This is a genomic window from Mariniluteicoccus flavus (genome assembly GCF_054776655.1).
The window spans coordinates 289,643-312,478 of sequence record NZ_BAAHBN010000003.1; the positions used below are offsets into that span (position 1 = coordinate 289,643).

The following is a 22,836-nucleotide window of genomic DNA, read 5'->3' on the forward strand; positions in this document are numbered from 1 at the left end:
TTCAGACCCCGAGCTCGGTCGACCGGAGCTTCTGCACGGCCTCGTCAGAGCCCACCAGGCGCACGTCGGCGGCGTCGACGCGGCCGTACGCGAACAGCATCATCTCCGACGGTTTTCCGACGATCGTCACGATGTCGCTGCCGGCCATCGCGCGGACCGTCTCCGGCTCGCCCGCGGTGGTCTCGGGGCGCTCGCGCTCGAGAACGACGCCGACGGGCGAACGGCGGAACATCGCGCGTCCCATCAGCTTCATGCGACGCCACATCCAGTCCTCGAACTCCTCGCCCAGCTCGCGCGGCGGGAGCGGGGACGCGCCGGCCCGGCGGACGTCCTCGAGATGGATGAAGAACTCGACGGTGTTGGCCTCCTCGTCGACGCCCGGGAAGGCGAAGACCGACATGCGGGCGGGGCCGCGGCGCAGGCGGTCGACCAGTTCGGCGTACGGCCAGCGCGCCTTCGACTCGGCCATGCGGCGCTCGGTCAGACCGGCCAAGGGCTTCGCGACGATGCCGGGCGCGCCCAGGGGATCAGTCTCGCGGATCCAGAGGTGGGCGGCGAGGTCGTGGGTCGACCACCCCTCGCAGAGGGTCGGCGCGTCGGGCCCGAGGTCGTCGAGCAGTTCGCAGAGCGCGGCACGTTCGGACTTGGCAGGATTCACGGAACGAGACTAGTCGCCCTCGCGACGGGCGGCCAATGCACCCGGCGCGCCGCCGGACGCGCAGGTGCACGACCGCCGACGTGGGCAACAATGGCCGGGTGACCGACCTCCCCGCCGCCGACCCGGCCCTCGACCTGGCCCTCGACCCCGCCATCGCCCGGCTCCTGAAACGGACCGACGACGGGCTGGTCCCCGCCATCGTGCAGGACGCCACCAGCGGCCGCGTGCTGATGATGGCGTGGATGAACGACCTCGCCCTCGCCCAGACCCTGACCACGCGGCGCGGCACCTACTGGTCCCGCAGCCGCGGGCGGCTGTGGGTGAAGGGGGAGGAGTCGGGCCACACCCAGCGCGTGCGTGGCGTCAGCCTCGACTGCGACGGCGACACTCTGCTGGTGGCGGTCGACCAGACCGGTCCCGCGTGCCACACGGGAGCCACGAGTTGCTTCGACACCCACACGCTGCTGGAGGACGAGCGATGAGCCTGGCCCACACCCCCGACCTCGAAGCCTTCCGTGACCTCGCCCGCGTCCGGCGCGTGGTGACCGTCGCGGCCCGCGTGGTCTCCGACGCCGACACCCCGGTCAGCCTCTATCAGCGCCTCGCCCAGGGGCGGCCCGGCACCTTCTTGCTGGAGTCGGTCGAGCGGGGCGTGAGTTCGCGCTGGTCGTTCGTCGGCGTACGCACCGTCGCGACGCTCACCTCCGTCGACGGCGAGGCCGCGTGGACCGGCACGGTGCCGGTCGGCCTCCCCGCCGCCGACGGCGGCGGCGGAAACCCGCTCGAGGTGCTCGCCGAGACCTTGGAGCTGTTGGCGTGCGAGCCCCAGCAGGGCCTGCCCCGCCTGGTGTCGGGGTTGGTCGGCTACCTCGGCTACGACGTCGTACGCCGGCTCGAGCGCCTGCCGCGCGACACAGTCGACGACCTCCAGATCCCGGAGCTCGGCATGATGCTCGTGTCCGACCTGGCCGCCATCGACCACCGCACCGGCGAGGTGTGGCTGCTGGCCAACGCGATCAACTTCGACGCCTCCGACGAGCGTGTCGACGACGCGTACGCCGACGCCGTCGCCCGCGTCGAGCGCATGGCCCGCGACCTCGCCGAGCCGCGGGAGCCGCTCGTCCGGGTCGCGACCGACGCCCCGGCCTCGGAGGTCGTTCGGGGGTCGACCGACGCCGAGCACGAGCAGGCGGTGCGCGACGCGATCGAGGAGATCCGGGCGGGCGAGGTGTTCCAGGTCGTCCCGTCCCAGCGGTTCGAGGTCGCGACGACCGCCGACGCGTTCGAGGTCTATCGCCGGCTGCGCCTGGTCAACCCGAGCCCCTACCTGTTCCTGCTCCGCATCCCCGATGCCGAAGGCGCCCACGCCTTCGACATCGTCGGCAGTTCGCCCGAGGCGCTGGTGACGGTCAGCGACGGGCGCGCGACGACCCACCCGATCGCCGGCACGCGCCCCCGCGGTGCCAACGCCGACGAGGACGTCGCGCTCGAGCGCGAGCTGTTGGCCGACGAGAAGGAGCGCGCCGAGCACGTGATGCTCGTCGACCTCGGCCGCAACGACCTGGGTCGGGTCTGTGTCCCGGGGACGGTCGAGGTGCTGGAGTTCATGCAGGTCCAGCGCTATTCCCACGTGATGCACCTCGAGGCGACCGTGGTGGGCACGCTCGCGCCGGGCCGCAGCGCGCTCGACGCCACCCTGTCGTGCTTCCCCGCGGGCACGCTCTCGGGTGCGCCGAAGGTGCGGGCCATGGAGATCATCGAGCGCCTCGAGAAGACCTCGCGCGGCATCTACGGCGGCGTCATCGGCTGGTTCGACTTCGCCGGCAACTCCGACTGCGCCATCGCGATCCGCACGGCGCTGATCAAGGACGGAAGGGCCTACGTGCAGGCCGGCGGTGGCATCGTCGCCGACTCCGATCCCGCCACCGAGAACCAGGAGACCAAGAACAAGGCGGCCGCGGTCCTGCGGGCCATCGCGGCGGCCGAGGGGTTGACCGACCTTGACTGAGCCCACGGCGGTCGCCACGGGTGGCTCCGCCAACGTCCCCACGGTCGGCGCGCGCCGCATGCGGACCGCGGCCTACTCGCTGCTCACCGCCGGATCGCTGACCGCGGTCGCCGGCGCCAACGCGACCTGGCGGCGCACGGTCGGCGAGCTCGGGCAGGAGGTCACCCGCACCGGCGCCGACGCGACGGGCACGCTGGCGCTGATCCTCGCCGGGGTCCTGGCCGCCGGCACGTTGCTGATGTTGACCCTGCGTACGCGCGGTCGTCGCCTGCTCACGCTGCCCCTCGCGCTCGTCGCGATCGCCATGGTGATGCTGGGGGTGGCGCAGGTGGGGGAGCCCGGCGCCACCTGGCTTCCCATCGCCTACAGCGTCGCGGGCCTCGTCGCCCTCGCCGGGGTCGCCGTGGTCGCGGCCACCGCCCACCGCTGGCCGGCGCCGGCCGACCGCTTCTCGCGACGCGCCCGGCGCGCGGGCACCCGCGCCGACGACGACCCGGCGGACGTCTGGCGGGCGCTCGACGAGGGCCACGACCCGACCGAGAACGACGATTCGGCTGGCAACCGCCGCCGCGATCGGCCAGAATGATGACAGACCGGGCAGTCGCGCCCGGGGACCCACGGGAAGAGGAACGATGAACTCCACCGCCACGCGCCGGCGCCGCCCCATGCAGAAGGACATCCACCACGGTCGGACGCCCGCAGCCTGGGCGGGGTCGATCCTGGCGCTCGTCGGCTTCATCCTCGGGTCGCTGGGCTTCGTGTTCGGGCCCCACGGCGTTCCCTCCATCAACTGGACCATGGTCATCGTCGGCGGCGTGCTGCTCGTGGCGGCACCGCTGGTCGGCGGCATCCTGAACCGCGTGGGCATGGGCCAGGACTGATGACCGCGCCCGGAGCCCGCTCCGGCCACCCGGTCGCCGGCACGGTCCTCGACGGCATCATCTCCGGCGTCCGCGAGGACCTCGAGGAACGACGCTCGGCCGTGCCCCTGTCAGCGCTCCAGGAGCGCCTCGCCGACGCCCCGAGTCCCCGCGACCCGAGGCCGGCCTTCCGCGCCCCGGGCGTCGCCGTGCTCGCCGAGGTGAAGCGCGCGAGCCCCTCCAGGGGTGCACTGGCCGACATCCCCGACCCGGCCGCACTCGCCGCCCTCTATGAGCGGGGCGGCGCTGCGGCCGTCTCGGTGTTGACCGAGCGCCGCCGTTTCGGCGGGTCGCTCGACGACCTCGTCGCGGTGCGTGCCCGGGTCGACATCCCCGTGCTGCGCAAGGACTTCATCGTCGACGCCTACCAGCTGGTCGAGGCGCGCGCCGCGGGCGCCGACCTCGCCCTGCTGATCGTGGCCGCGCTCGACGACGCCGAGCTCGCCGACCTGTTCGCGACCGCCACGGAACTCGGCCTGACCCCGCTCGTGGAGACCCACGACGAGGCCGAGGTCGAGCGTGCCCTCGCGGTGGGCGCCGACGTGATCGGGGTCAACAACCGCAACCTCAAGACGCTCGACGTCGACCGCGCCCGTTTCGGGCGCATCGCCGCCACCGTGCCCGACACCTGCATCCGCATCGCCGAGTCCGGCATCACCGGCCCGGACGACGTCGCGGAGGTCGTCGCGCAGGGCGCCGATGTCGTCCTCGTGGGCGAGGCGCTGGTGGTCGGCCACGACCCCGCCGCCGCCGTCGCCGCGATGATCGCCGCCGGCGCCCGCTGACCCGCGCCGGCACGACCGGCCACCCGCCCGACCTCCAGGAGGGATCCGCATGAGCAGCACCTATCCGGACCAGCACGGCCACTTCGAGCGCTTCGGCGGCAAGTTCGTCCCCGAGGCCCTGTACGCCGCCCTGGCCCAGCTCGAGGAGGCCTTCGAGGACTCCATCGCCGACCCCGATTTCCAGACCCAGCTCGACGACCTTCGACGCAACTACACAGGGCGTCCGAGCCCGCTGACCGAGGCCCCGCGGTTCTCGGCCCACGCGGGCCGTGCCCGCATCGTGCTGAAGCGCGAGGACCTCAACCACACCGGCTCCCACAAGATCAACAACGTGCTGGGCCAGGCCATGCTCGCCCGCGCCATGGGTAAGACCCGCCTGATCGCCGAGACGGGCGCCGGCCAGCACGGGGTGGCCACCGCCACCGCCGCCGCCCTGTTCGGCATGGAGTGCCGCGTCTACATGGGCCGCGTCGACACCGACCGCCAGGCCCTCAACGTCGCCCGCATGCAACTGCTCGGCGCCGAGGTCGTCGCCGTCGAGTCGGGTTCCCAGACGCTGAAGGACGCCATGAACGAGGCCCTGCGCGACTGGGTCGCCAGCGTCGACGACACCCACTACCTGATCGGGTCGGTCGGTGGGCCCCACCCGTTCCCCAAGATCGTCCGCGAGTTCCAGCGCATCATCTCGACCGAGGCGCGCGAGCAGTCCCTCGAGCGCTTCGGCCGCCTGCCGGACGCGGTCGCGGCCTGCGTGGGTGGCGGCTCGAACGCCATGGGCATGTTCGCCGACTTCATCGCCGACCCCGACGTCGCCCTCCACGGCTTCGAGGCCGGCGGCGACGGCGTCGAGACCGGCCGCCACGCCGCCACGATCACCGCCGGCCAGCTCGGCGTGCTGCACGGCATGCGTACGTTCGTGCTCCAGGACGAGGACGGCCAGACCATCGAGTCCCACTCGATCTCCGCCGGGCTGGACTATCCGGGCGTCGGCCCCGAGCACGCGTGGCTCGCCGACACCGGCCGTGCCCACTACGAGCCCGTCACCGACACCGAGGCGATGGAGGCGCTGCAGCTCCTCACCCGCACCGAGGGCATCATGCCGGCCATCGAGTCGGCCCATGCGCTGGCGGGTGCGCTCCGCCTGGGGCGGCGGCTGAGCGACGAGTCGCCCGACACCGAGCCCCTGATCATCGTGAACCTGTCGGGCCGCGGCGACAAGGACGTCGAGACCGCGATCCGCTGGTTCGGCATCGACGGCTCGGTCGACGGCACTGCGGGCGGCGTACGCGACCACGCCCCGGCCGAGCCCGCCGAACCCACCGGCAGCAAGGAGCTGTGATGACCGACCAGAACGCCCCGATCCCCGGATTCGACCCCGGTGTCACCGGCCGCGCCCTGCAGGCCGCCGCGGCCGAGGGCCGCAGGGCGCTGGTGGGCTATCTGCCGGTCGGCCACCCCACGGTCGACGGCTCGCTGGACGCGCTCCGCGTGCTCGCCGAGGGTTGCGATGTCGTCGAGGTCGGCATGCCCTACAGCGATCCCGTGATGGACGGCCCGACGGTCCAGCTGGCCGGCACGCGCGCGCTCGAGCGCGGCGTACGCACCCGCGACCTGTTCCGGGCGACCCAGACCATCGCCGACGCGGGCACGCCGGCCGTGGTCATGACCTACTGGAACATCGTGGAGCGCTACGGCGTGGACGCGTTCGCCCGCGACCTCGCCGCGGCGGGCGGCCGCGGCCTGATCACCCCCGACCTCACGCCCGACGAGGCGCAGGAGTGGATCGCGGCCTCGGACGCCCATGGGCTCGACCGCGTCTTCCTGGTCTCCCCGAGCTCGAGCGACGAGCGCATCCGGTCGACGGTCGCGGCGTGCCGCGGCTGGCTGTACGCGACCTCGGTCATGGGCGTCACCGGCGCCCGCGCCGAGACGTCGTCGGCCGCGCCGACCCTCGTCTCCCGCATCCGGGCCCTGTGCCCCGACGTGCTCGTCGGCATCGGTCTGGGCGTGTCGACCGGCGAGCAGGCGCGCGAGACCGCCGCGTACGCCGACGCCGTGATCGTCGGCAGCGCGCTCGTGCGGACGCTGCTGGACGCCGAGGACGCGGGCCGTCCCGACGACCTCACGGGGCTGCAGGCGCTGGTCGACGACCTGGCGGCGGGCGTCCGGGGCTGACGGCGACGGGCGTACGCGGTTGGGAACTGCTGCGTACGCTTGGCCGTTGCGGGGCCGGAGGGCTCGGCACACAGATCCGGAGGTGGCCATGGTGAGGCTTGTCGGCGCGCTGCTCGTGGCGGTCGCGCTCCTCAGTGCGTGCACGGTGCCGCAGGAGGGGTCGGGCGTGGTCGTCCGACGCACGGGCGCCGAGCATCCCAGCGGCCTTCGCGGTGCGGTGCTGACCCAGCCCTATGACGTGCCCGAGGTGACGCTCACCGACACCGCCGGACAACGGTTCAACCTGAGGACGACGCCGTCGCGCCCGGTCACGCTGGTCTTCTTCGGCTACACCAACTGCCCCGACGTGTGCATCGGCGTGATGTCCGACGTCGCGAGCGCCCTGCAGCGCATGGACCCGGCGGTCCGCGGCGACGTCCAGATGGTGTTCATCACCACCGACCCGGCGCGCGACGACCCGAAGACCGTCCGCGCGTACCTCGACCGTTTCGATCCGTCGTTCTCCGGCCTCACCGGGGACCTGGGGGACATCAAGCGCGCCGCCGAGGCCCTCGGGGTCGCCGTCGAGGACATGAAGAAGCTGCCCTCGGGGGGCTACGAGGTCGGCCACGGTGCGCAGGTCGTCGGCATCGGCAAGGACGACCGCGCCCACGTCGTGTGGACCCAGTCGACGCCCATCGGCGACCTGATCCACGACTTCTCGCTGTTCGCCCAGCAGCAGCGGTGAGTGGCATCATGGGCGCCGTGACGACCACGACCTCCCCCAACCGCGATCGCACGTGGGCGGCAGTGGCTGTCTTCGTCCTCGCCACTGCCCTGGCGACGGCACCCCTGTGGTGGCTGCAGACGCGCCTCGACATCGCCTGGTGGGTGTTCAGCCTCCCGTCGGCCGCCCCGGCCTTCGGCGCGCTCGTCACCCTCGCGCTGCGTCGACCCCTGGGGCTCGCCGCGGTGTGGCTGCCCGGTTTCGGGTTCAACATCCAGGTCGTGCGCCGCTGCATCCTCCTCCTGGCGCTCGGCGCCGGCATCGTCCTGGGCTGCGTCCAGTTCGCCACGATGTTGCGCTGGCCGAAGCGGCCCATCGTGCTCGAGCAGGTGCCCTATCCCTTCTCCCTGCCGGGTGACCTCTCGACGATGCTGCTGCTGCTGGGGCTGGGCTTCTTCCTCATGGCCGGCCTCGAGGAGCTCGGCTGGCGCTCACTGCTGCAGCCGACCCTGCGGCGCACCCACGGCGTCCTGGTGACCGGTCTGGTCACGGGCCTGCTCTGGGGCCTCATGCAGCCCGAGCTCTATGTCCGCGCGCTCGAGCGGTGGCGGCTGCGTCCGGTCATGACCGAGGTCGGCATGTTCGTCATCGCCCACGTGGCGGCGGCGGTGGCGCTCTCGTGGCTCATCGCCCTGGGCCAGCAGCGCATGAAGCACGGCCAGTGGCTCTCGGCCGTCGCGATCCGCTGGGTCCTCTCCATGGGCTTCTTCCTCTGGTTCGACGAGGAGCTCGGCCGGTGGCAGCCCATGGTCGTGATCGCCTTCGTGATGACCTGCTTCGCGGCCGTCGGGCTCTACTACCACTGGCGCGGCCTTCGCGCGAGGGCCGTGCGCGCCGCCGGCGGCCAACCCGCCACGGCACGCTGACGCACGTCGAGTCAAGGGCGTCTCAGCGTTCGTCTCGGGTTCTGCACTTCGGCCCACCCTCATTACTGTTCTGCTCGCCAGCGGTCCGCGCTCACCATGATCCGTCCGTCTGGCACGACGTCCCGCCCCGGCGGGCTGACAGGCAGGAGACACGATGGTGCAGCGAGTGCAGCAGGCCCAGGGCCTCTATGACCCGGCGTACGAGCATGACGCCTGCGGCGTGGCGTTCGTCGCCACGCTGACGGGCGAACCCAGCCACGACATCGTCGAGAAGGGCCTGGAGGCGCTGCGCAACCTCGACCACCGGGGCGCTACGGGCGCCGACACCGCGGCGGGCGACGGCGCCGGCATCCTCCTGCAGGTCCCGGACGCGTTCCTCCGCGAGGTGTGTGACTTCGACCTTCCGGAGCGCGGGGCGTACGCCGTCGGCGCGGCCTTCCTCGACCGCTCCACCGGTGGCGCCGCCCGACAGCGGATCGAGCGGATCGCCGCCGAGGAGGGCCTGACGGTCCTCGGCTGGCGTGACGTCCCGACCGAGTCGGCCACGCTGAGCCACGTCTCCACCGAGTTCATGCCGGACTTCGCCCACCTCGTCGTCGCAGGAGCCAAGGACGAGACCGGGCTCGAGCTGGAGCGGTTGGCGTACTGCCTGCGTCGCCGCTCCGAACGCGAGGCCGGCACCTATTTCGCCTCGTTGTCGGCGCGCACGCTGGTCTACAAGGGCATGCTGACCACCGACCAGCTCGAGGAGGTCTTCCCCGAGCTGCACGACCCGCGCATGACCTCGGCGCTCGCCCTGGTGCACTCGCGCTTCTCCACCAACACGTTCCCGAGCTGGGAGCTCGCCCATCCCTTCCGCATGATCGCCCACAACGGCGAGATCAACACCGTGCGCGGCAACCGTAACTGGATGCGGGCCCGCGAGGAGCTGCTCGCCAGCGACCTCATCGGCGGCAACCTCGAGCGCCTCTTCCCGATCTGTACGCCCGGTCACTCCGACTCGGCGTCGTTCGACGAGGTGCTCGAGCTGCTCCACCTCGGCGGGCGCTCGCTGCCGCACGCGGTGTTGATGATGATCCCGGAGGCGTGGGAGAACAACCCCCACATGGACGCGAAGCGGCGCGACTTCTATCGTTTCCACTCCTGCCTCATGGAGCCGTGGGACGGGCCGGCGTCGGTCTGCTTCACCGACGGCACCCAGATCGGCGCGGTCCTCGACCGCAACGGGCTGCGCCCGGGCCGGTTCTGGGTCACCGACGACGGCCTGGTCGTGCTCGCGTCGGAGTCGGGCGTGCTCGACATCCCGCAGGAGCGGGTCGTCCGCAAGGGACGCCTCCAGCCCGGGCAGATGTTCCTCGCCGACCTCGACCAGCACCGCATCATCCCCAACGACGAGATCAAGGACATCCTCGCCGCCGAGCACCCCTACGGCGAGTGGCTCGACGCCGGGCTCATCGAGCTCGACGACCTGCCCGAGCGCGACCACACCGTCCACGGCCACGCGTCGGTGACGCGGCGCCAGCAGGTGTTCGGCTACACCGAGGAGGAGCTGCGCATCCTGCTCACCCCGATGGCCAACACGGGGGCGGAGCCGATCGGCTCCATGGGCACCGACTCGCCGATCGCCGCGCTGTCGGAGCGCCCGCGCCTGCTGTTCGACTATTTCGCCCAGCTGTTCGCCCAGGTGACGAACCCGCCGCTCGACGCGATCCGCGAGGAGCTCGTCACCTCGCTGGCGGGGTCGATCGGGCCGGAGCAGAATCTGCTCGACCCGGGTCCCGCCTCGTGTCGCCAGATCAACATCCCGTTCCCGATCCTCGACAACGACCAGCTCGCCAAGATCGTGGCGCTCAACCGGCACGGCAACATGCCGGGATTCCAGCCGTTCGTCGTGCGCGGGCTGTTCCGTGTCGAGGACGGCGGGATGGGCCTGCGCCACGCGCTCGACCGCGCCTGCGCGGACGTGTCGAAGGCCATCAGGGAGGGCGCGCGGACGATCATCCTGTCCGATCGCCACTCCAACGCCGAGTATGCCCCGATCCCGTCGCTGCTCATGACGGCGGCGATCCACCATCACCTGGTGCGGGAGAAGTCCCGCACGCAGGCCGGTCTGATCGTCGAGGCCGGCGACGTACGCGAGGTCCACCACGTCGCGACCCTGATCGGTTTCGGCGCGGCCGCGGTCAACCCCTACCTCGCCTTCGAGGGGGCCGAGGACCTCGCGCGGGAGGAGGTCTATGTCAAGGTCGCCCCCGAGGACGCCGTCAAGAACGTCAAGAAGGCGCTCGGCAAGGGTGTGCTCAAGGTCATGTCGAAGATGGGCGTCTCGACGGTGGCGTCCTACACCGGCGCGCAGATCTTCGAGTGCCTCGGCCTGTCGCAGGAGGTCGTCGACACGTACTTCACCGGCACGACCTCGAAGCTCGGCGGCCTCGGGCTGGAGGAGATCGCCGAGGAGATCCGGCGCCGCCACCTGAAGGCGTACCCCGCCGACGGCATCCCCCTGCCGCACCGCGAGCTGGAGATCGGCGGCGAATACCAGTGGCGTCGCGAGGGGGAGCCCCACCTGTTCGACCCCGAGACGGTGTTCCGCCTGCAGCACGCGACGCGGTCGGGGCGCTACGACATCTTCAAGAAGTACACCTCGCACGTCGACGACCAGAGCAAGCGCCTGATGACGCTGCGCGGCCTCCTGACGTTCAAGTCGGGCCGCGGACCGGTCGACATCGACGAGGTCGAGCCGATCTCCGAGATCGTCAAGCGGTTCTCGACGGGAGCCATGTCGTACGGTTCGATCAGCCAGGAGGCCCACGAGACGCTGGCGATCGCCATGAACCGACTGGGGGCGAAGTCGAACACCGGTGAGGGCGGTGAGGACGCCGACCGGCTCTATGACCCGACGCGTCGCTCGGCCATCAAGCAGGTCGCGTCGGGCCGGTTCGGCGTGACATCGGACTATCTCTCGAACGCCGACGACATCCAGATCAAGATGGCGCAGGGAGCCAAGCCCGGCGAGGGTGGTCAGCTCCCCGGCCAGAAGGTCTATCCGTGGGTCGCGAAGACCCGTCACTCGACGCCCGGTGTGGGCCTGATCTCGCCGCCGCCCCACCACGACATCTATTCGATCGAGGACCTCAAGCAGCTGATCCACGACCTCAAGTGCGCCAACCCGTCGGCGCGGGTCCATGTGAAGCTCGTCGGTGAGGTCGGGGTCGGCACGGTCGCGGCCGGTGTCTCGAAGGCCAAGGCCGACGTGGTGCTGATCTCCGGCCACGACGGCGGAACGGGCGCGGCGCCGCTGACCTCGCTGAAGCATGCCGGCGGCCCCTGGGAGCTCGGGCTCGCCGAGGCCCAGCAGACGCTGATCGTCAACGGCCTGCGCGACCGCATCGTCGTGCAGGTCGACGGGCAGCTGAAGACGGGTCGCGACGTGGTGATCGGCGCCCTGCTGGGCGCCGAGGAATATGGCTTCGCCACGGCCCCACTGGTCGTGTCGGGCTGCGTCATGATGCGTGTCTGCCACCTCGACACCTGCCCGGTCGGCATCGCCACCCAGAACCCGGTGCTCCGCGGGCGCTACACCGGCAAGGCCGACCACGTCGTGAACTTCTTCGAGTTCATCGCGACCGAGGTCCGGGAATACCTTGCCGAGCTCGGATTCCGCAGCCTCGACGAGGCCATCGGCCACGTCGAGTGCCTCGACACCCGCGACGCGGAGGCGTACTGGAAGGCCCACGGACTCGACCTCTCACCGATCCTGCATCGCCCGACGGGCGGCTTCGCCGACACGTCGCCGGTCAAGCGGGTGACGACCCAGGACCACGGGCTCGACGCGTCGCTCGACCGGACGGTCCTGATCCCGCAGGCGCGCACGGCGCTCGAGTCGGGGGAGCGGGTCGCCTTCTCCACCGGCGTGCGCAACATCAACCGGACCGTGGGCACCATCCTCGGCCACGAGGTCACGAAGGCCACGCGCGGCCGCGGGTTCGACGACGACACGATCGACATCACGCTCCACGGCACGGGCGGACAGAGCTTCGGCGCCTTCCTGCCGCGCGGTGTGACGTTGCGCCTGGTGGGCGACTCCAACGACTACGTCGGCAAGGGGCTCTCGGGCGGCCGCATCGTCGTCCGCCCCGCCGCCGACGCCGGCTTCGAGGCCCGCGAGCAGATCATCGCCGGCAACGTCATCGGCTATGGCGCGACCTCGGGAGAGCTGCTGCTGCGCGGTCGCGTCGGCGAGCGCTTCTGCGTCCGCAACTCCGGGGCGACCGCGGTCGTCGAGGGCGTGGGCGACCACGCCTGCGAATACATGACGGGAGGGCGCGTGCTCGTGCTCGGTGGCACCGGGCGCAACTTCGCGGCTGGCATGTCGGGCGGCGTCGCGTACGTGACCGACCTGGCCGAGCACAACCTCAACACCGAGCTCGTCGACATCGTCGCCATGACCGATGACGACGTGGCGCAGGTGGCGGAGCTGCTGCAGCGCCACCACGACCAGACCGGCTCGACCGCGGCCAGGGACCTGCTGGACCGCGGCAACGAGGCCATCCGCACCGCGGTGACGAAGGTCCTGCCGCGCGACTACGCCAAGGTGATGGCCGCACGCGCCGCCGCCGAGGCCGAGGGCCTGGACGAGCCGGCCACCACCACGAAGATGATGGAGGCCGCCGGTGTCTGAATCAACAACGCTGGCTGCGCGAGCCACCACCCCTGAAGGGAGCCACTGACATGGCCGATCCTCGCGGATTCCTCAAGCACGACAGAGAAGTGGCCAGGCGCCGCCCCGTCGAAGAGCGCGTCAACGACTGGAAGGAGGTGTATGAGGGCAGCCCCGCTCGGCCGCTGCTCCCGATCATCTCCACGCAGGCGGGTCGCTGCATGGACTGCGGCATCCCCTTCTGCCACACGGGTTGCCCGCTCGGCAACCTCATCCCGGAGTGGAACGACCTCGCCTACCGCAACGACTGGAACGGCGCGCTCGACCGCCTGCACGCCACGAACAACTTCCCGGAGTTCACCGGTCGCCTCTGCCCGGCGCCGTGCGAGACCGCCTGCGTGGTGGGCATCTCCGGCGAACCGGTGACCATCAAGAACGTCGAGGTCTCGATCATCGAGCGCGGCTTCGCGAACCGTGCGGTGAAGGCCCAGCTGCCGGAATGGCACACCAACAAGACGATCGCGGTCGTCGGATCGGGCCCCGCGGGTCTTGCCGCCGCCCAGCAGCTGACGCGCGAGGGCCACACCGTCGCGGTCTATGAGCGCGACGACGCCCCGGGCGGCCTGATGCGCTACGGCATCCCCGAGTTCAAGATGGAGAAGGAGGTGCTCGACCGCCGCATCCGCCAGATGCGCAACGAGGGCACGATCTTCCGCAACGGCATTGAGGTCGGCGTCGACATCACCGCCGAGGAACTGCTCGACCGCTACGACGCCGTGGTCTTGGCCATTGGGGCGACGCTGCCGCGCGACCTGCCGATCCCGGGGCGCGAGCTCGGCGGCATCCACCAGGCCATGGAGTTCCTGCCGCAGGCCAACCGTGTGGCGCTCGGCCAGCAGGTCGAGGGCCAGATCACGGCCGAGGGCAAGGACGTCGTCATCATCGGCGGCGGCGACACCGGCGCCGACTGCCTCGGCACGTCGATCCGTCAGCGGGCTCGCTCGATCACCCAGCTGGAGATCATGCCCCGTCCGACCGAGCTGCGGCCGGACAACCAGCCGTGGCCGACCTATCCGATGCTCTATCGCACGTCGTCGGCCCACGAGGAGGGCGGTGAGCGGGTCTATGCCGTCTCGACCTCGGAGTTCGTCGACGACGGGGAGGCCAACGTGGCGGCGCTGCGGCTGTCGGAGGTCGAGATGGTCGACGGCCGGTTCCAGCCGGTCGAGGGCAGCGAGCGCGAGGTGCCGGCGCAGCTGGTGCTCTTCGCCATGGGCTTCACCGGCCCGCAGCGCACGGGCCTGGTCGAGCAGCTCGGCCTCGAGCTCGACGAGCGCGGGAACATCGCGCGCAGCGAGCACTACGAGACGTCGAAGCCAGGGGTCTTCGTCTGCGGCGACGCGGGCCGGGGCCAGTCGCTGATCGTCTGGGCGATCGCCGAGGGGCGCTCGTGTGCGGCGGGCGTGGACTGGTTCCTGACTGGGGACACGAAGCTGCCGAAGCCGATCCTCCCGACCGAACGCCCCATGGTCGTCTAGCTCCCCGGGCTCCACCCCGGCAGGCCGACACGCCCGACACGACGTGTCGGCTTGTTCCGTTCACCTTCCGTTCACGTGCTGGCGGTGAGGATGTGGCCGCCCCACATGAGGGCGGCCAAGGATGAAGACACATTCGCCGGCCCATCCGGGGCCGGATTCCCGGGGGGGATGTGTTGTGACATACGAAAATACTGAGCCTGTGCCCTTTGACAGCAGACGGGCAACGGCGGCGACAGTGGGACGAGATTCCCTGTCGCCCGTGATGCTGCTCGTCGCGATGCTCGCCCTGTTGGGCATCATCGCGTACGCGGCCTTCCTGTGGAATCCGGCGTACTGGGGCGACCCACTGCCGTGGACCCTGGTGATGATCGCCGAATCGGTGCTCATCTTCCACGCCCTGATGGCGATGTGGACGATCCTGTCGGGCACCTGACCGATGCGCGACTTCGACGTCAACGTGAACTCCCAGAACCTGTTCGCCCACCGCGGTCACCGACATCGCGGACAGCCCGGGGGGCAAGGACTTCCCCCGGCGCCGCAACTTCGACGCGTACGCCTCCCACTCGTGGGCGTCCGGCACGTCCCCGTTCGGCGCGGTCGGCGCAGGCCTATTGGACCGATTTCGACGCCGCCGACCCGGTCTATCGCGGGTTCGACCACGCGATCGCGCCCCTGAACTGGGGCGGGAAGCGTGACTATGCGACGTGGTTCTCGGCCGAGCCGGCCGCGGCGCTGGCGATCCTCGTGATCCCCGGCAGCCCGTCGTCGGAGCACCTCGCGACCGAACCCGCGCGCATCGGCCGCAACGTGGCGGAGGCGACCGCGACCAAGGGGTTCCAGCAGCAGTACGGCGACTACCTGATGATGTACGCCGCCCTCGGCGGCGAACAGGCCCGCACGCGGGCGCTCGACGAGGCCCGGCGCTTCGGGCCCGGCCGCGTCGACGACGGGAACTCGTACGCCTACCTGCTCGCGTGGTTGATGAGCCTGCGGCGCTGAGGGCCCCGCGCCGCGGGGGCCGGCGGCGCGGTCAGCGCGGGCACCCCGGCGCGCGCAGGCCGCGCCCATGGTCGGCGAGCCAGCCGGCCACGGCGTCGAGTTCGGCCCGGGCCCCGGCTTCGGTGCCGGCCTCGGTGGCGATCGCGATCGCCACCTGACCCGAGCCCAGGTCGACCACGCCCATCTGGCGGACGAGCTGGGAACCGGTCGTCGTGGGACCCCAGCCCCCCTTGAACCGGGCGCCGGGGAGCCGGCCGAGACCCCAGCGGTGATCCGGCGAGATCCGCCCCATGAGTTCCTTGGTGGCGACTGCCGCGGGGGAGGAGTCGCACGCCAGCCCCGCCATGAAGCGCGCCTGCCCCGCGGTCGACCACTCGGTCTGACCGAAGGGGGAGAAGCCTGCCCGGACGACCCGGCGCTGCGTCTGGATCGGCGCCCCGTACGCGGCCGCGACGGCATCCACACGCGCGGCCGCCTGGTCCGGCGTCCCCAGGGACTCCCACAGGCGCATCGCCGCCGCGTTGTCGGACCGGACGATCGCGGCCTCGCGCACGGTGGCCGGGGCGGCGGGGTCCTGGCGCGCGCTGGCGACGACCAGCGGCACCTTGCTGGTCGACCAGGCGACGCCGGTCGACCAGGTGCCCGCCTCGACGGGTTGGCCGCCGATGGGGAGCACGACGACGCCCAGGGGGACGCCGCGGGAGGCGGCGTACGCGCGCAGCTGGCCGGTGAAGGCCGCGACGTCGGACGAGGGCGAGGTGGGCGGCACGGGCGACTCCGATGCGGTCGACGGGGACGGACGGGACGGGCTCGACGGCACCGCGGTCGGGGCCGGGGCCGAGGGGATCGGGACCGGGGGGATCGGGGTCGGCCAGGCGGGGTTCGACCCGCCGGGCACGCACGCCGTGACCGCCAGCGCGGCCACCAGGGGGACCGCCGCCGCCCGACCGGTGCCCCTCACAGGAGGTGCACCACGGCGTTCGTGCCGCCGGTGCAGGTGACCACCGCGTCGCCGGTGCAGACCATGGGATAGGTCTGCCGCGTGACGGGCGAGCGGGCGCTGAGGTCGACGCGGGCGTTGCGGACGGGTTGGGCCGCGTACACCAGGCGGACCTCCTCGGCGAACGCGCAGGTGGTCGCGCTGTTGCCGATGGCTGACCGGCCCGGGCTCATGGACGCGGGGTGGATCGCCGGACATTCCCTGGCTCCGGCCGGGAGCACGGCAGGCGGGCGGGGCGCGGGCGGCGGAGCCGACGACGGGGCCGGGGTCGGCTCGGGCGGGGCGGGGGTCTCTCGGGCCGTGGGCTCCGGGCCGGGCGAGGGCGGGACCGTCGTGGCGGGAGGCGTCGGCACGGTGACCTCCACGCCTTGGCGGCCGCGGAGCTGCGTGAAAGCGAACGCCGCGACACCCGCGATGACGATCACCACCAGCAGGATGAGCAGGAGGGGCACGAAACTGCGCTCCTCGGGCGGCGGGTCCTGTGGACGTCGCGGTGGGTGCTGGGGCTGCTGGGGCGGCCGCGCAGGGAACTGCTGGGTGGTCGGGAACTGTTGTGTGGGAGGGAATTGCTGGGCCGGGAACTGTTGCGTGGGCGGGCCGAACGGATGTGGGTGCGGCCCGGCGTACGGTCCCTGGGGTCCGGGCGGCGGCAGCGGTGGGCCGACCTCGTCGCGGAACCACGGTCGGTCGTCGTCGGCGGCGGGCCGCGCCGGGTCGTCTGGTCCGTGGCTCATGGTCCTCCTTCGCTGAGCGTCACTGTAGTGGCGCACCACTTCACTTGGCCGCGGAACCTTCTGCGTGCCCGGACCCGTCGTGCAGAGTGGAGCCAGGGACCAGGAGCCAGAAGAGCGGGACCAGTGAGGGAGGTGTGGTGGCGAACCGGACCGACGAGGAGTTCGCGGCCTTCGTCCGTGACCATTCGCCGCGCCTGCAGGTCATCGCGCGCGGCCTGTGCGGCGACCCCCACCTGGCCCAGGACCTGGCCCAGCAGGCGCTCGAGAAGGCCTACCTCAAGTGGGGGCGCGTGCGCCGGGCCGACGACCGGTTCGCCTACGTGCGGCGGATCCTGGTCAACGTCCACCACGACCGGCAGCGGCGTCGTCCCTGGCGCGAGCAGGTGACCGAGCACGACCTCGAGCCGCACGGCCCCGGACCCGACGTGCCGGGCGCCATCGCCGATCGCGAGGCGGTCCGCGCGGCGCTCGCCGAGCTGACGCCGCGGGAGCGGGCCGTGGTGGTCCTGCGCTATGCGGACGACCTGACCGAGGCCGACACGGCGCGCGAGCTCGGCATCGCGGTCGGCACCGTGAAGAGCGCCTGTGCGCGGGCGCTGGGCAAGTTGCGGGCAGCGCCGGGGCTCAGCGAGGTGAGGGAGGCGTGATGGAGGAGAGGGAACCGATGACCGATCCCGAGGAGAGGCTGCGCATGGCCCTGCGCGAGGAGGCACCCCCGGCGCTGGACGCCGACGCGATCATCCACGGCGCGCGGCGCCACCGCGCCGCACGCCGGCTGCAGGTCGCCGCCGCGGCCGCCGGACTGGTGGTCGTCACGGGCGGCGTCGTGACCGCGGTGAACGTGACGGATCAGGCGGCGCAGGAGGGATCGAGCGCGGCCGCGCCGGCCGCGCCGGCGGAGCGGCGGGCCGACGCCTCGACCTCGCCCGGCAGCGCCCATCGCACGGTCGGGCCGCAGGCACCCCAGGCCGGTCGCGACGCGCCCGTGGTCGACGGCCTGGCGCTCCGCGTCCGGGCGGACGGCTTCTGCGTCGTCCCGCCCGCCGGTCCGCCGGTCTGCCGCACGGGTCCGGGCGCGGTCGCCGCGCCGGGCGCGACGCGTCGCTGGGTCATCCACCGGGGACCGCGGGCCACCCACGTCGCTCAGTACGCGTCCGGCGACCGGTGGCTCCCGATGACCGTCGTCGGGGCCGGGTCCCCGGACGAGCCGTTGCTCGCGTACGCCCCCGACCCGGTCGGCGACGGGCCCTTCCGCGTACGCCAGGTCGCGCCGGACGGCAGCGTGGCGCGCACGGACTGAGCCCGGGGCACGGCGTACGGATGTGCGCCGTTGCGAACGTCGTCGGCGTGGGATGCGGACTGTCGGAGAACCCGGCTAGGGTGTTCATCTCAGCGGTTCGGTCGGCGGAGGTGTGTGCAGGGGATGTCGGGTTCGTCGTCGGACGGTTTCGTCCACCTGCACGTCCACTCGGAATATTCGATGCTGGACGGCGCGGCGCGTGTGAAGGACCTCTTCACCGGCTGCGAGGAGATGGGCATGCCGGCGATCGCGATGACCGACCACGGCAACCTGTTCGGCGCCTACGAGTTCTACAAGAACTCCAAGGGCACGCCGGTGAAGCCGATCATCGGCCTCGAGGCCTACCTGACGCCGAAGACCCACCGCTCCGAGCGCAAGCGCGTCCGGTTCGGCGACGGCACGGGCGACGACGTCGCCGCGTCGGGCGCCTACACCCACATGACGATGTGGGCCGAGAACACGGCCGGGATGCACAACCTGTTCCGACTGTCGACGCGGTCGAGCCTCGAGGGCTTCTTCTACAAGCCGCGCGCCGACCGGGAGCTGCTGAACACCTACGCGAAGGGCCTGCTCGCGACGACCGGGTGCCCCTCGGGCGAGGTCCAGACCCACCTGCGGCTGGGGCAATACAAGGAGGCGCTGGCCTCGGCCGCCGAGTTCCGCGACATCTTCGGCCACGACAACTTCTATGTCGAGCTCATGGACCACGGCCTCGACATCGAGACGTCCGTACGCCAGGGCCTGCTCGACATCGCGAAGGACCTTTCGCTCCCGCTGGTCGCGACCAACGACCTCCACTACGTCCACAAGCACGACGCGGGCGCCCACGACGACCTGCTCTGCGTGTCGGCCGGCTCGACCAAGATGAACCCGAACCGGTTCCGGTTCAACGGCGAGGGCTACTACCTGAAGTCGCCGCAGGAGATGCGTGAGCTGTTCCGCGAACTGCCGGAGGCGTGCGACACCACCCTCGACATCGCCGAGCGCTGCCAGATCGAGTTCACCGAGGGGGAGGGACGGTTCATGCCGCGCTTCCCCGTCCCCGACGGCGAGAACGAGGAGTCCTGGTTCGTCAAGGAGGTCGAGCGCGGCCTGTCCGAGCGCTTCCCCGACGGCATCCCCGACTACGCCCACAAGCAGGCGGCCTACGAGACCGAGGTCATCCTCGGGAAGGGGTACGCGGGCTACTTCCTCGTCGTGTCCGACTTCATCAAGTGGGCCAAGGCCAACGGCATCCACGTCGGCCCGGGTCGCGGTTCGGGCGCCGGGTCGATGTGCGCGTACGCGATGCGCATCACCGACCTCGACCCCATTCCCCACGGCCTGATCTTCGAGCGGTTCCTGAACCCCGAGCGCAAGTCGATGCCCGACTTCGACGTCGACTTCGACGACCGCCGCCGTCCCGAGGTGATCCGCTACGTGACGGAGAAGTACGGCGCCGACAAGGTCGCCATGATCGTCACCTACGGCACGATCAAGGCCAAGCAGGCCGTGAAGGACGCCGCGCGCCTGCTCGACAAGCCCTTCTCGATGGGCGACCGCATCACCAAGGCCATGCCGCCCGCGGTGATGGGCAAGGACGTCCCGCTGAAGGACCTGTTCAACACCGACCACAAGCGCTATTCCGAGGGCAACGAGTTCCGCGAGCTCTATGAGGGCGACCCCGAGGTCAAGCAGGTCGTCGACACCGGCATGGGCATCGAGGGGCTCAAGCGCCAGTGGGGCGTCCACGCCGCCGGCGTCATCATGTCGAGCGAGCCCCTGATCGACATCATCCCGCTGATGAAGCGGGAGGCCGACGGCGCGATCATCACCCAGTTCGACTATCCGACGTGCGAGACGCTCGGCCTGGTCAAGATGGACTTCCTGGGCCTGCGGAACCTGACGATCATGGGCGACGCCCTGGAGAACATCAAGCTCAACCAGGACATCGACATCGACCTCGACGCCCTCGCGAAGGACCTCACCGACCGCAAGACCTACGAGCTGCTCGGCCGCGGCGACACCCTCGGGGTGTTCCAGCTCGACGGCGGCGGCATGCGAGAGCTCCTGCGGCTGATGCAGCCCGACAACTTCGAAGACATCTCGGCCGCCCTCGCGCTCTATCGTCCCGGGCCGATGGGCGTGAACGCCCACACGAACTTCGCGCTGCGCAAGAACGGCAAGCAGGAGCTGATCCCGCTGGACCCCCAGCTCAAGGGGAAGCTGCAGCCCGAGATGATCGAGGCGCTCGACCCCATCCTCGGCACGACCTATGGCCTGGTGATCTATCAGGAGCAGGTCATGGAGATCGCCCAGAAGCTCGCGGGCTACACCCTCGGCAACGCCGACCTGCTGCGCCGCGCCATGGGCAAGAAGAAGCGCGAGGTGCTCGACGCGGAGTTCGTGAACTTCGAGGCCGGCATGAAGGCCAACGGCTACAACGAGGGCTCGATCGCGGCGTTGTGGGGCGTGCTGGTCCCGTTCTCCGACTACGCGTTCAACAAGGCCCACACGGCTGCGTACGGCCTGGTGTCCTATTGGACGGGCTATCTGAAGGCGAACTTCCCGACCGAATACATGGCCGCGCTCCTCACCTCGGTGAAGGACGACAAGGACAAGATGGCCATCTATCTGGGCGAGTGCCGCCACATGGGCATCAAGGTGCTGCCGCCCGACGTCAACGAGTCGTCCATGAACTTCACCCCGGTCGGCACCGACATCCGCTTCGGGCTGTCGGCCGTCCGCAACGTGGGCGCCAACGTGGTCGGCGTGATGGCGGCCGAGCGCGAGGTGACCGGCAAGGCGACGAGCTTCAACGACTTCCTCGACAAGGCGCCGCTGCAGGCCTGCAACAAGCGGCTCGTCGAGTCGCTCATCAAGGCCGGCGCGTTCGACTCGATGGGCCACCCGCGGCGGGCGCTGATGGAGGTCTATGAGAACAACATCGACCAGGTCATCGACGTCAAGCGCAACCAGGCCAACGGCCAGGACGACCTGTTCGCGGGCTTCGGCGACGACTCCGTGGGCTCGGCCATGTCGATGCTGACGCCCGTGCCCGAGATCGACGACTGGGACAAGCGCACCAAGCTGGCGTTCGAGCGCGAGATGCTCGGCCTCTATGTCTCCGACCACCCGCTGCAGGGGCTCGAGCACATCCTCGACAACGAGCGCGACATCTCGATCGGCCGGCTGATGGCCGAGGACGGTCCCCGCGACCAGTCGATCGCCGTGGCCGGCATGATCACGTCCGTGGTCCGCAAGACGACCAAGTCGGGCGACTTCATGGCGATCCTGACGCTCGAGGACCTCGAGGCGTCGATGGAGATCGTGCTGTTCCCCAAGGTCTACAACCTGGTGTCGACCTCGCTCGCGACCGACGTGGTGGTCCGCATCAAGGGCCAGGTTCGCGCGCGCGAGGACTCGGTCTCGATGATGGCCCAGGAGGTGACGGTCCCCGACGTGAACGAGGGACCGTCGAAGCCCGTCGTCATCACCCTGCCCGCCACGCGCTGTACGCCGCCGGTGGTCGAGGAACTGCGCCACGTCCTGAAGGCCCACCCCGGCATGACCGAGGTCCAGTTGCGCCTCCAGACCCAGAACAAGGTCTCGGTCTGGCGGGTCGACCAGGGCCTCCGTGTCACCCCTTCGCCACCCCTGATGGCCGACCTCAAGGCATTATTGGGGCCGTCATGTCTCACCTGAACCAGTCGCCGAACGGGCCCACCGCGCAGAGCCCGTCACAGAGCCCCACGTCGGCCACCTCGGCGAACGTCCACGACGCCGCCCAGCCGTCGATCCAGCACGTCGGTGACTCGGTCACGACGGGCACGCTCCCGGTCATCACGCCGGAGCGCCGGGGGCCGATCCGCGAGCGTCCGACCAAGCAGCCGTTGGGTCTGTGGCTCGGTGTCCTCGGCGTCGTCACCGTGGTGGGCGGCGCGATCGCCGGCCTCGTCTGGAAGCTCGTCGTGCCGTTGACCACCTACGCCGTGAACTCCGATGGGGGAGCGGTGACCAGCGAGCGCGGGCTCGCGAACTATGTGGCGGGCGATGTCTGGTTCACCGGCCTCGGGCTGGTGCTCGGGCTGGGGCTCGGGCTGCTGGTGTGGCGATGGTTCGCGGGCGTGGGCTGGCCCGTGGTGGTGATCGCGGTGTTCGGCGCCACGGTGATGGCGCTGAGCTGTTGGCAGACCGGCTGGTGGCTCGGGCCGGGCGCCTTCGAGCCGCGCCTCGCGAGCGCGTCTCCCGGTGACGTGCTGCCCATCGAACTGACGGTGCGGGCCCCGGCCGCGGTCCTCGCGTGGCCCTTCGGCGCGGTGCTGCCCATCATGCTGCTGTCGTCCCTGCTGCGTGACCCCGAGGAGAGCGGTGTGCGCCCGCCACCGAAGGCCAGGAAGCCGAAGAAGCAGGTGGGTCCCGAAACCTCCTGAGCGGCCCCGGTCGGC

The 22,836-nt window shown here is 71.2% G+C and carries 20 protein-coding genes; 17 read left to right on the forward strand and 3 right to left on the reverse strand.

Annotated elements, in window-relative coordinates; genetic code table 11:
* Position 1: 1 nt before the first annotated feature.
* Positions 2-658, reverse strand: a complete 657-nt coding sequence (locus ACYVAG_RS07490; RefSeq protein ID WP_460768441.1) for a TIGR03085 family metal-binding protein — start codon at positions 656-658, stop codon at positions 2-4.
* A 134-nt stretch (positions 659-792) separates the two neighbouring features.
* Between ACYVAG_RS07490 and hisI the strand changes: the two genes are divergently transcribed.
* From hisI to ACYVAG_RS07555, 13 genes are all read left to right on the forward strand, one after another.
* Entirely contained in the window at positions 793-1,140 is a 348-nt protein-coding gene (gene hisI, locus ACYVAG_RS07495; protein WP_460768654.1) for a phosphoribosyl-AMP cyclohydrolase, read from the forward strand.
* On the forward strand, positions 1,137-2,666 hold the full coding sequence (locus tag ACYVAG_RS07500) for an anthranilate synthase component I (protein WP_460768443.1): 1,530 nt from the start codon (positions 1,137-1,139) through the stop codon (positions 2,664-2,666). The genes hisI and ACYVAG_RS07500 overlap by 4 nt, the downstream gene beginning before the upstream one ends.
* On the forward strand, positions 2,659-3,252 hold the full coding sequence (locus tag ACYVAG_RS07505) for a Trp biosynthesis-associated membrane protein (RefSeq protein ID WP_460768445.1): 594 nt from the start codon (positions 2,659-2,661) through the stop codon (positions 3,250-3,252). Before ACYVAG_RS07500 ends, ACYVAG_RS07505 begins: the two co-directional genes overlap by 8 nt.
* Before the next feature lie 46 nt (positions 3,253-3,298).
* Positions 3,299-3,547, forward strand: coding sequence for an HGxxPAAW family protein (locus ACYVAG_RS07510; protein ID WP_460768446.1), 249 nt, complete (start codon positions 3,299-3,301; stop codon positions 3,545-3,547).
* The gene (gene trpC, locus ACYVAG_RS07515; RefSeq protein WP_460768448.1) at positions 3,547-4,371 is read left to right on the forward strand and encodes an indole-3-glycerol phosphate synthase TrpC; all 825 of its coding nucleotides are present in this window, start codon (positions 3,547-3,549) and stop codon (positions 4,369-4,371) included. The genes ACYVAG_RS07510 and trpC overlap by 1 nt, the downstream gene beginning before the upstream one ends.
* A 49-nt stretch (positions 4,372-4,420) precedes the next feature.
* Positions 4,421-5,710 (forward strand): tryptophan synthase subunit beta, encoded by a 1,290-nt coding sequence (gene trpB, locus ACYVAG_RS07520; protein WP_460768450.1) that lies wholly within the window; start codon positions 4,421-4,423, stop codon positions 5,708-5,710.
* Positions 5,710-6,546, forward strand: a complete 837-nt coding sequence (gene trpA, locus ACYVAG_RS07525) for a tryptophan synthase subunit alpha (protein ID WP_460768452.1) — start codon at positions 5,710-5,712, stop codon at positions 6,544-6,546. Before trpB ends, trpA begins: the two co-directional genes overlap by 1 nt.
* Before the next feature lie 88 nt (positions 6,547-6,634).
* On the forward strand, positions 6,635-7,273 hold the full coding sequence (locus ACYVAG_RS07530; RefSeq protein WP_460768454.1) for an SCO family protein: 639 nt from the start codon (positions 6,635-6,637) through the stop codon (positions 7,271-7,273).
* Between the two features lie 17 nt (positions 7,274-7,290).
* Positions 7,291-8,178: a hypothetical protein gene (locus ACYVAG_RS07535; RefSeq protein WP_460768456.1), complete on the forward strand. Its 888-nt coding sequence runs from the start codon at positions 7,291-7,293 to the stop codon at positions 8,176-8,178.
* A 154-nt stretch (positions 8,179-8,332) separates the two neighbouring features.
* Complete coding sequence (gltB, locus tag ACYVAG_RS07540) at positions 8,333-12,859, forward strand: glutamate synthase large subunit (protein WP_460768457.1); 4,527 nt, start codon at positions 8,333-8,335, stop codon at positions 12,857-12,859.
* Positions 12,860-12,909: 50 nt separating this feature from the next.
* Complete coding sequence (locus ACYVAG_RS07545) at positions 12,910-14,376, forward strand: glutamate synthase subunit beta (RefSeq protein ID WP_460768459.1); 1,467 nt, start codon at positions 12,910-12,912, stop codon at positions 14,374-14,376.
* 235 nt (positions 14,377-14,611) lie between these two features.
* Complete coding sequence (locus ACYVAG_RS07550) at positions 14,612-14,809, forward strand: hypothetical protein (RefSeq protein ID WP_460768460.1); 198 nt, start codon at positions 14,612-14,614, stop codon at positions 14,807-14,809.
* Positions 14,785-15,375 carry a hypothetical protein gene (locus ACYVAG_RS07555; protein ID WP_460768462.1) on the forward strand — a complete coding sequence of 197 codons (591 nt, stop codon included), beginning with the start codon at positions 14,785-14,787 and terminating at the stop codon, positions 15,373-15,375. Before ACYVAG_RS07550 ends, ACYVAG_RS07555 begins: the two co-directional genes overlap by 25 nt.
* A 31-nt stretch (positions 15,376-15,406) precedes the next feature.
* On the opposite strand, the gene ACYVAG_RS07560 is transcribed toward ACYVAG_RS07555, so the two are convergent.
* Together ACYVAG_RS07560 and ACYVAG_RS07565 are read right to left on the reverse strand one after the other, a co-directional pair.
* Positions 15,407-16,336 (reverse strand): hypothetical protein, encoded by a 930-nt coding sequence (locus ACYVAG_RS07560; RefSeq protein WP_460768463.1) that lies wholly within the window; start codon positions 16,334-16,336, stop codon positions 15,407-15,409.
* Positions 16,333-17,109, reverse strand: a complete 777-nt coding sequence (locus tag ACYVAG_RS07565; RefSeq protein WP_460768465.1) for a hypothetical protein — start codon at positions 17,107-17,109, stop codon at positions 16,333-16,335. The genes ACYVAG_RS07560 and ACYVAG_RS07565 overlap by 4 nt, the downstream gene beginning before the upstream one ends.
* A gap of 137 nt (positions 17,110-17,246) precedes the next feature.
* Here ACYVAG_RS07565 and ACYVAG_RS07570 point away from each other — a divergent pair, with 137 nt between their 5' ends.
* The 4 genes from ACYVAG_RS07570 (at position 17,247) to ACYVAG_RS07585 (ending at position 22,821) form a co-directional block, all read left to right on the forward strand.
* Positions 17,247-17,756 carry a SigE family RNA polymerase sigma factor gene (locus tag ACYVAG_RS07570; RefSeq protein ID WP_460768466.1) on the forward strand — a complete coding sequence of 170 codons (510 nt, stop codon included), beginning with the start codon at positions 17,247-17,249 and terminating at the stop codon, positions 17,754-17,756.
* A 17-nt stretch (positions 17,757-17,773) separates the two neighbouring features.
* The gene (locus tag ACYVAG_RS07575) at positions 17,774-18,409 is read left to right on the forward strand and encodes a hypothetical protein (protein ID WP_460768467.1); all 636 of its coding nucleotides are present in this window, start codon (positions 17,774-17,776) and stop codon (positions 18,407-18,409) included.
* A gap of 123 nt (positions 18,410-18,532) precedes the next feature.
* Positions 18,533-22,093: a DNA polymerase III subunit alpha gene (gene dnaE / locus ACYVAG_RS07580; RefSeq protein WP_460768469.1), complete on the forward strand. Its 3,561-nt coding sequence runs from the start codon at positions 18,533-18,535 to the stop codon at positions 22,091-22,093.
* Positions 22,081-22,821, forward strand: coding sequence for a hypothetical protein (locus tag ACYVAG_RS07585; protein WP_460768470.1), 741 nt, complete (start codon positions 22,081-22,083; stop codon positions 22,819-22,821). The genes dnaE and ACYVAG_RS07585 overlap by 13 nt, the downstream gene beginning before the upstream one ends.
* The last annotated feature ends 15 nt before the right edge of the window (positions 22,822-22,836 follow it).

Coding starts and splice junctions, on each gene's coding strand:
- ACYVAG_RS07545 (WP_460768459.1), top strand. CDS start 12,910: ATGGCCGATCCTCGCGGATTCCTCAAGCACGACAGAGAAGTGGCCAGG.
- ACYVAG_RS07565 (WP_460768465.1), bottom strand. CDS start 17,109: ATGAGCCACGGACCAGACGACCCGGCGCGGCCCGCCGCCGACGACGAC.
- dnaE (WP_460768469.1), top strand. CDS start 18,533: ATGTCGGGTTCGTCGTCGGACGGTTTCGTCCACCTGCACGTCCACTCG.
- ACYVAG_RS07530 (WP_460768454.1), top strand. CDS start 6,635: ATGGTGAGGCTTGTCGGCGCGCTGCTCGTGGCGGTCGCGCTCCTCAGT.
- ACYVAG_RS07500 (WP_460768443.1), top strand. CDS start 1,137: ATGAGCCTGGCCCACACCCCCGACCTCGAAGCCTTCCGTGACCTCGCC.
- trpB (WP_460768450.1), top strand. CDS start 4,421: ATGAGCAGCACCTATCCGGACCAGCACGGCCACTTCGAGCGCTTCGGC.
- ACYVAG_RS07585 (WP_460768470.1), top strand. CDS start 22,081: ATGTCTCACCTGAACCAGTCGCCGAACGGGCCCACCGCGCAGAGCCCG.
- ACYVAG_RS07575 (WP_460768467.1), top strand. CDS start 17,774: ATGACCGATCCCGAGGAGAGGCTGCGCATGGCCCTGCGCGAGGAGGCA.
- gltB (WP_460768457.1), top strand. CDS start 8,333: ATGGTGCAGCGAGTGCAGCAGGCCCAGGGCCTCTATGACCCGGCGTAC.
- trpC (WP_460768448.1), top strand. CDS start 3,547: ATGACCGCGCCCGGAGCCCGCTCCGGCCACCCGGTCGCCGGCACGGTC.
- ACYVAG_RS07510 (WP_460768446.1), top strand. CDS start 3,299: ATGAACTCCACCGCCACGCGCCGGCGCCGCCCCATGCAGAAGGACATC.
- trpA (WP_460768452.1), top strand. CDS start 5,710: ATGACCGACCAGAACGCCCCGATCCCCGGATTCGACCCCGGTGTCACC.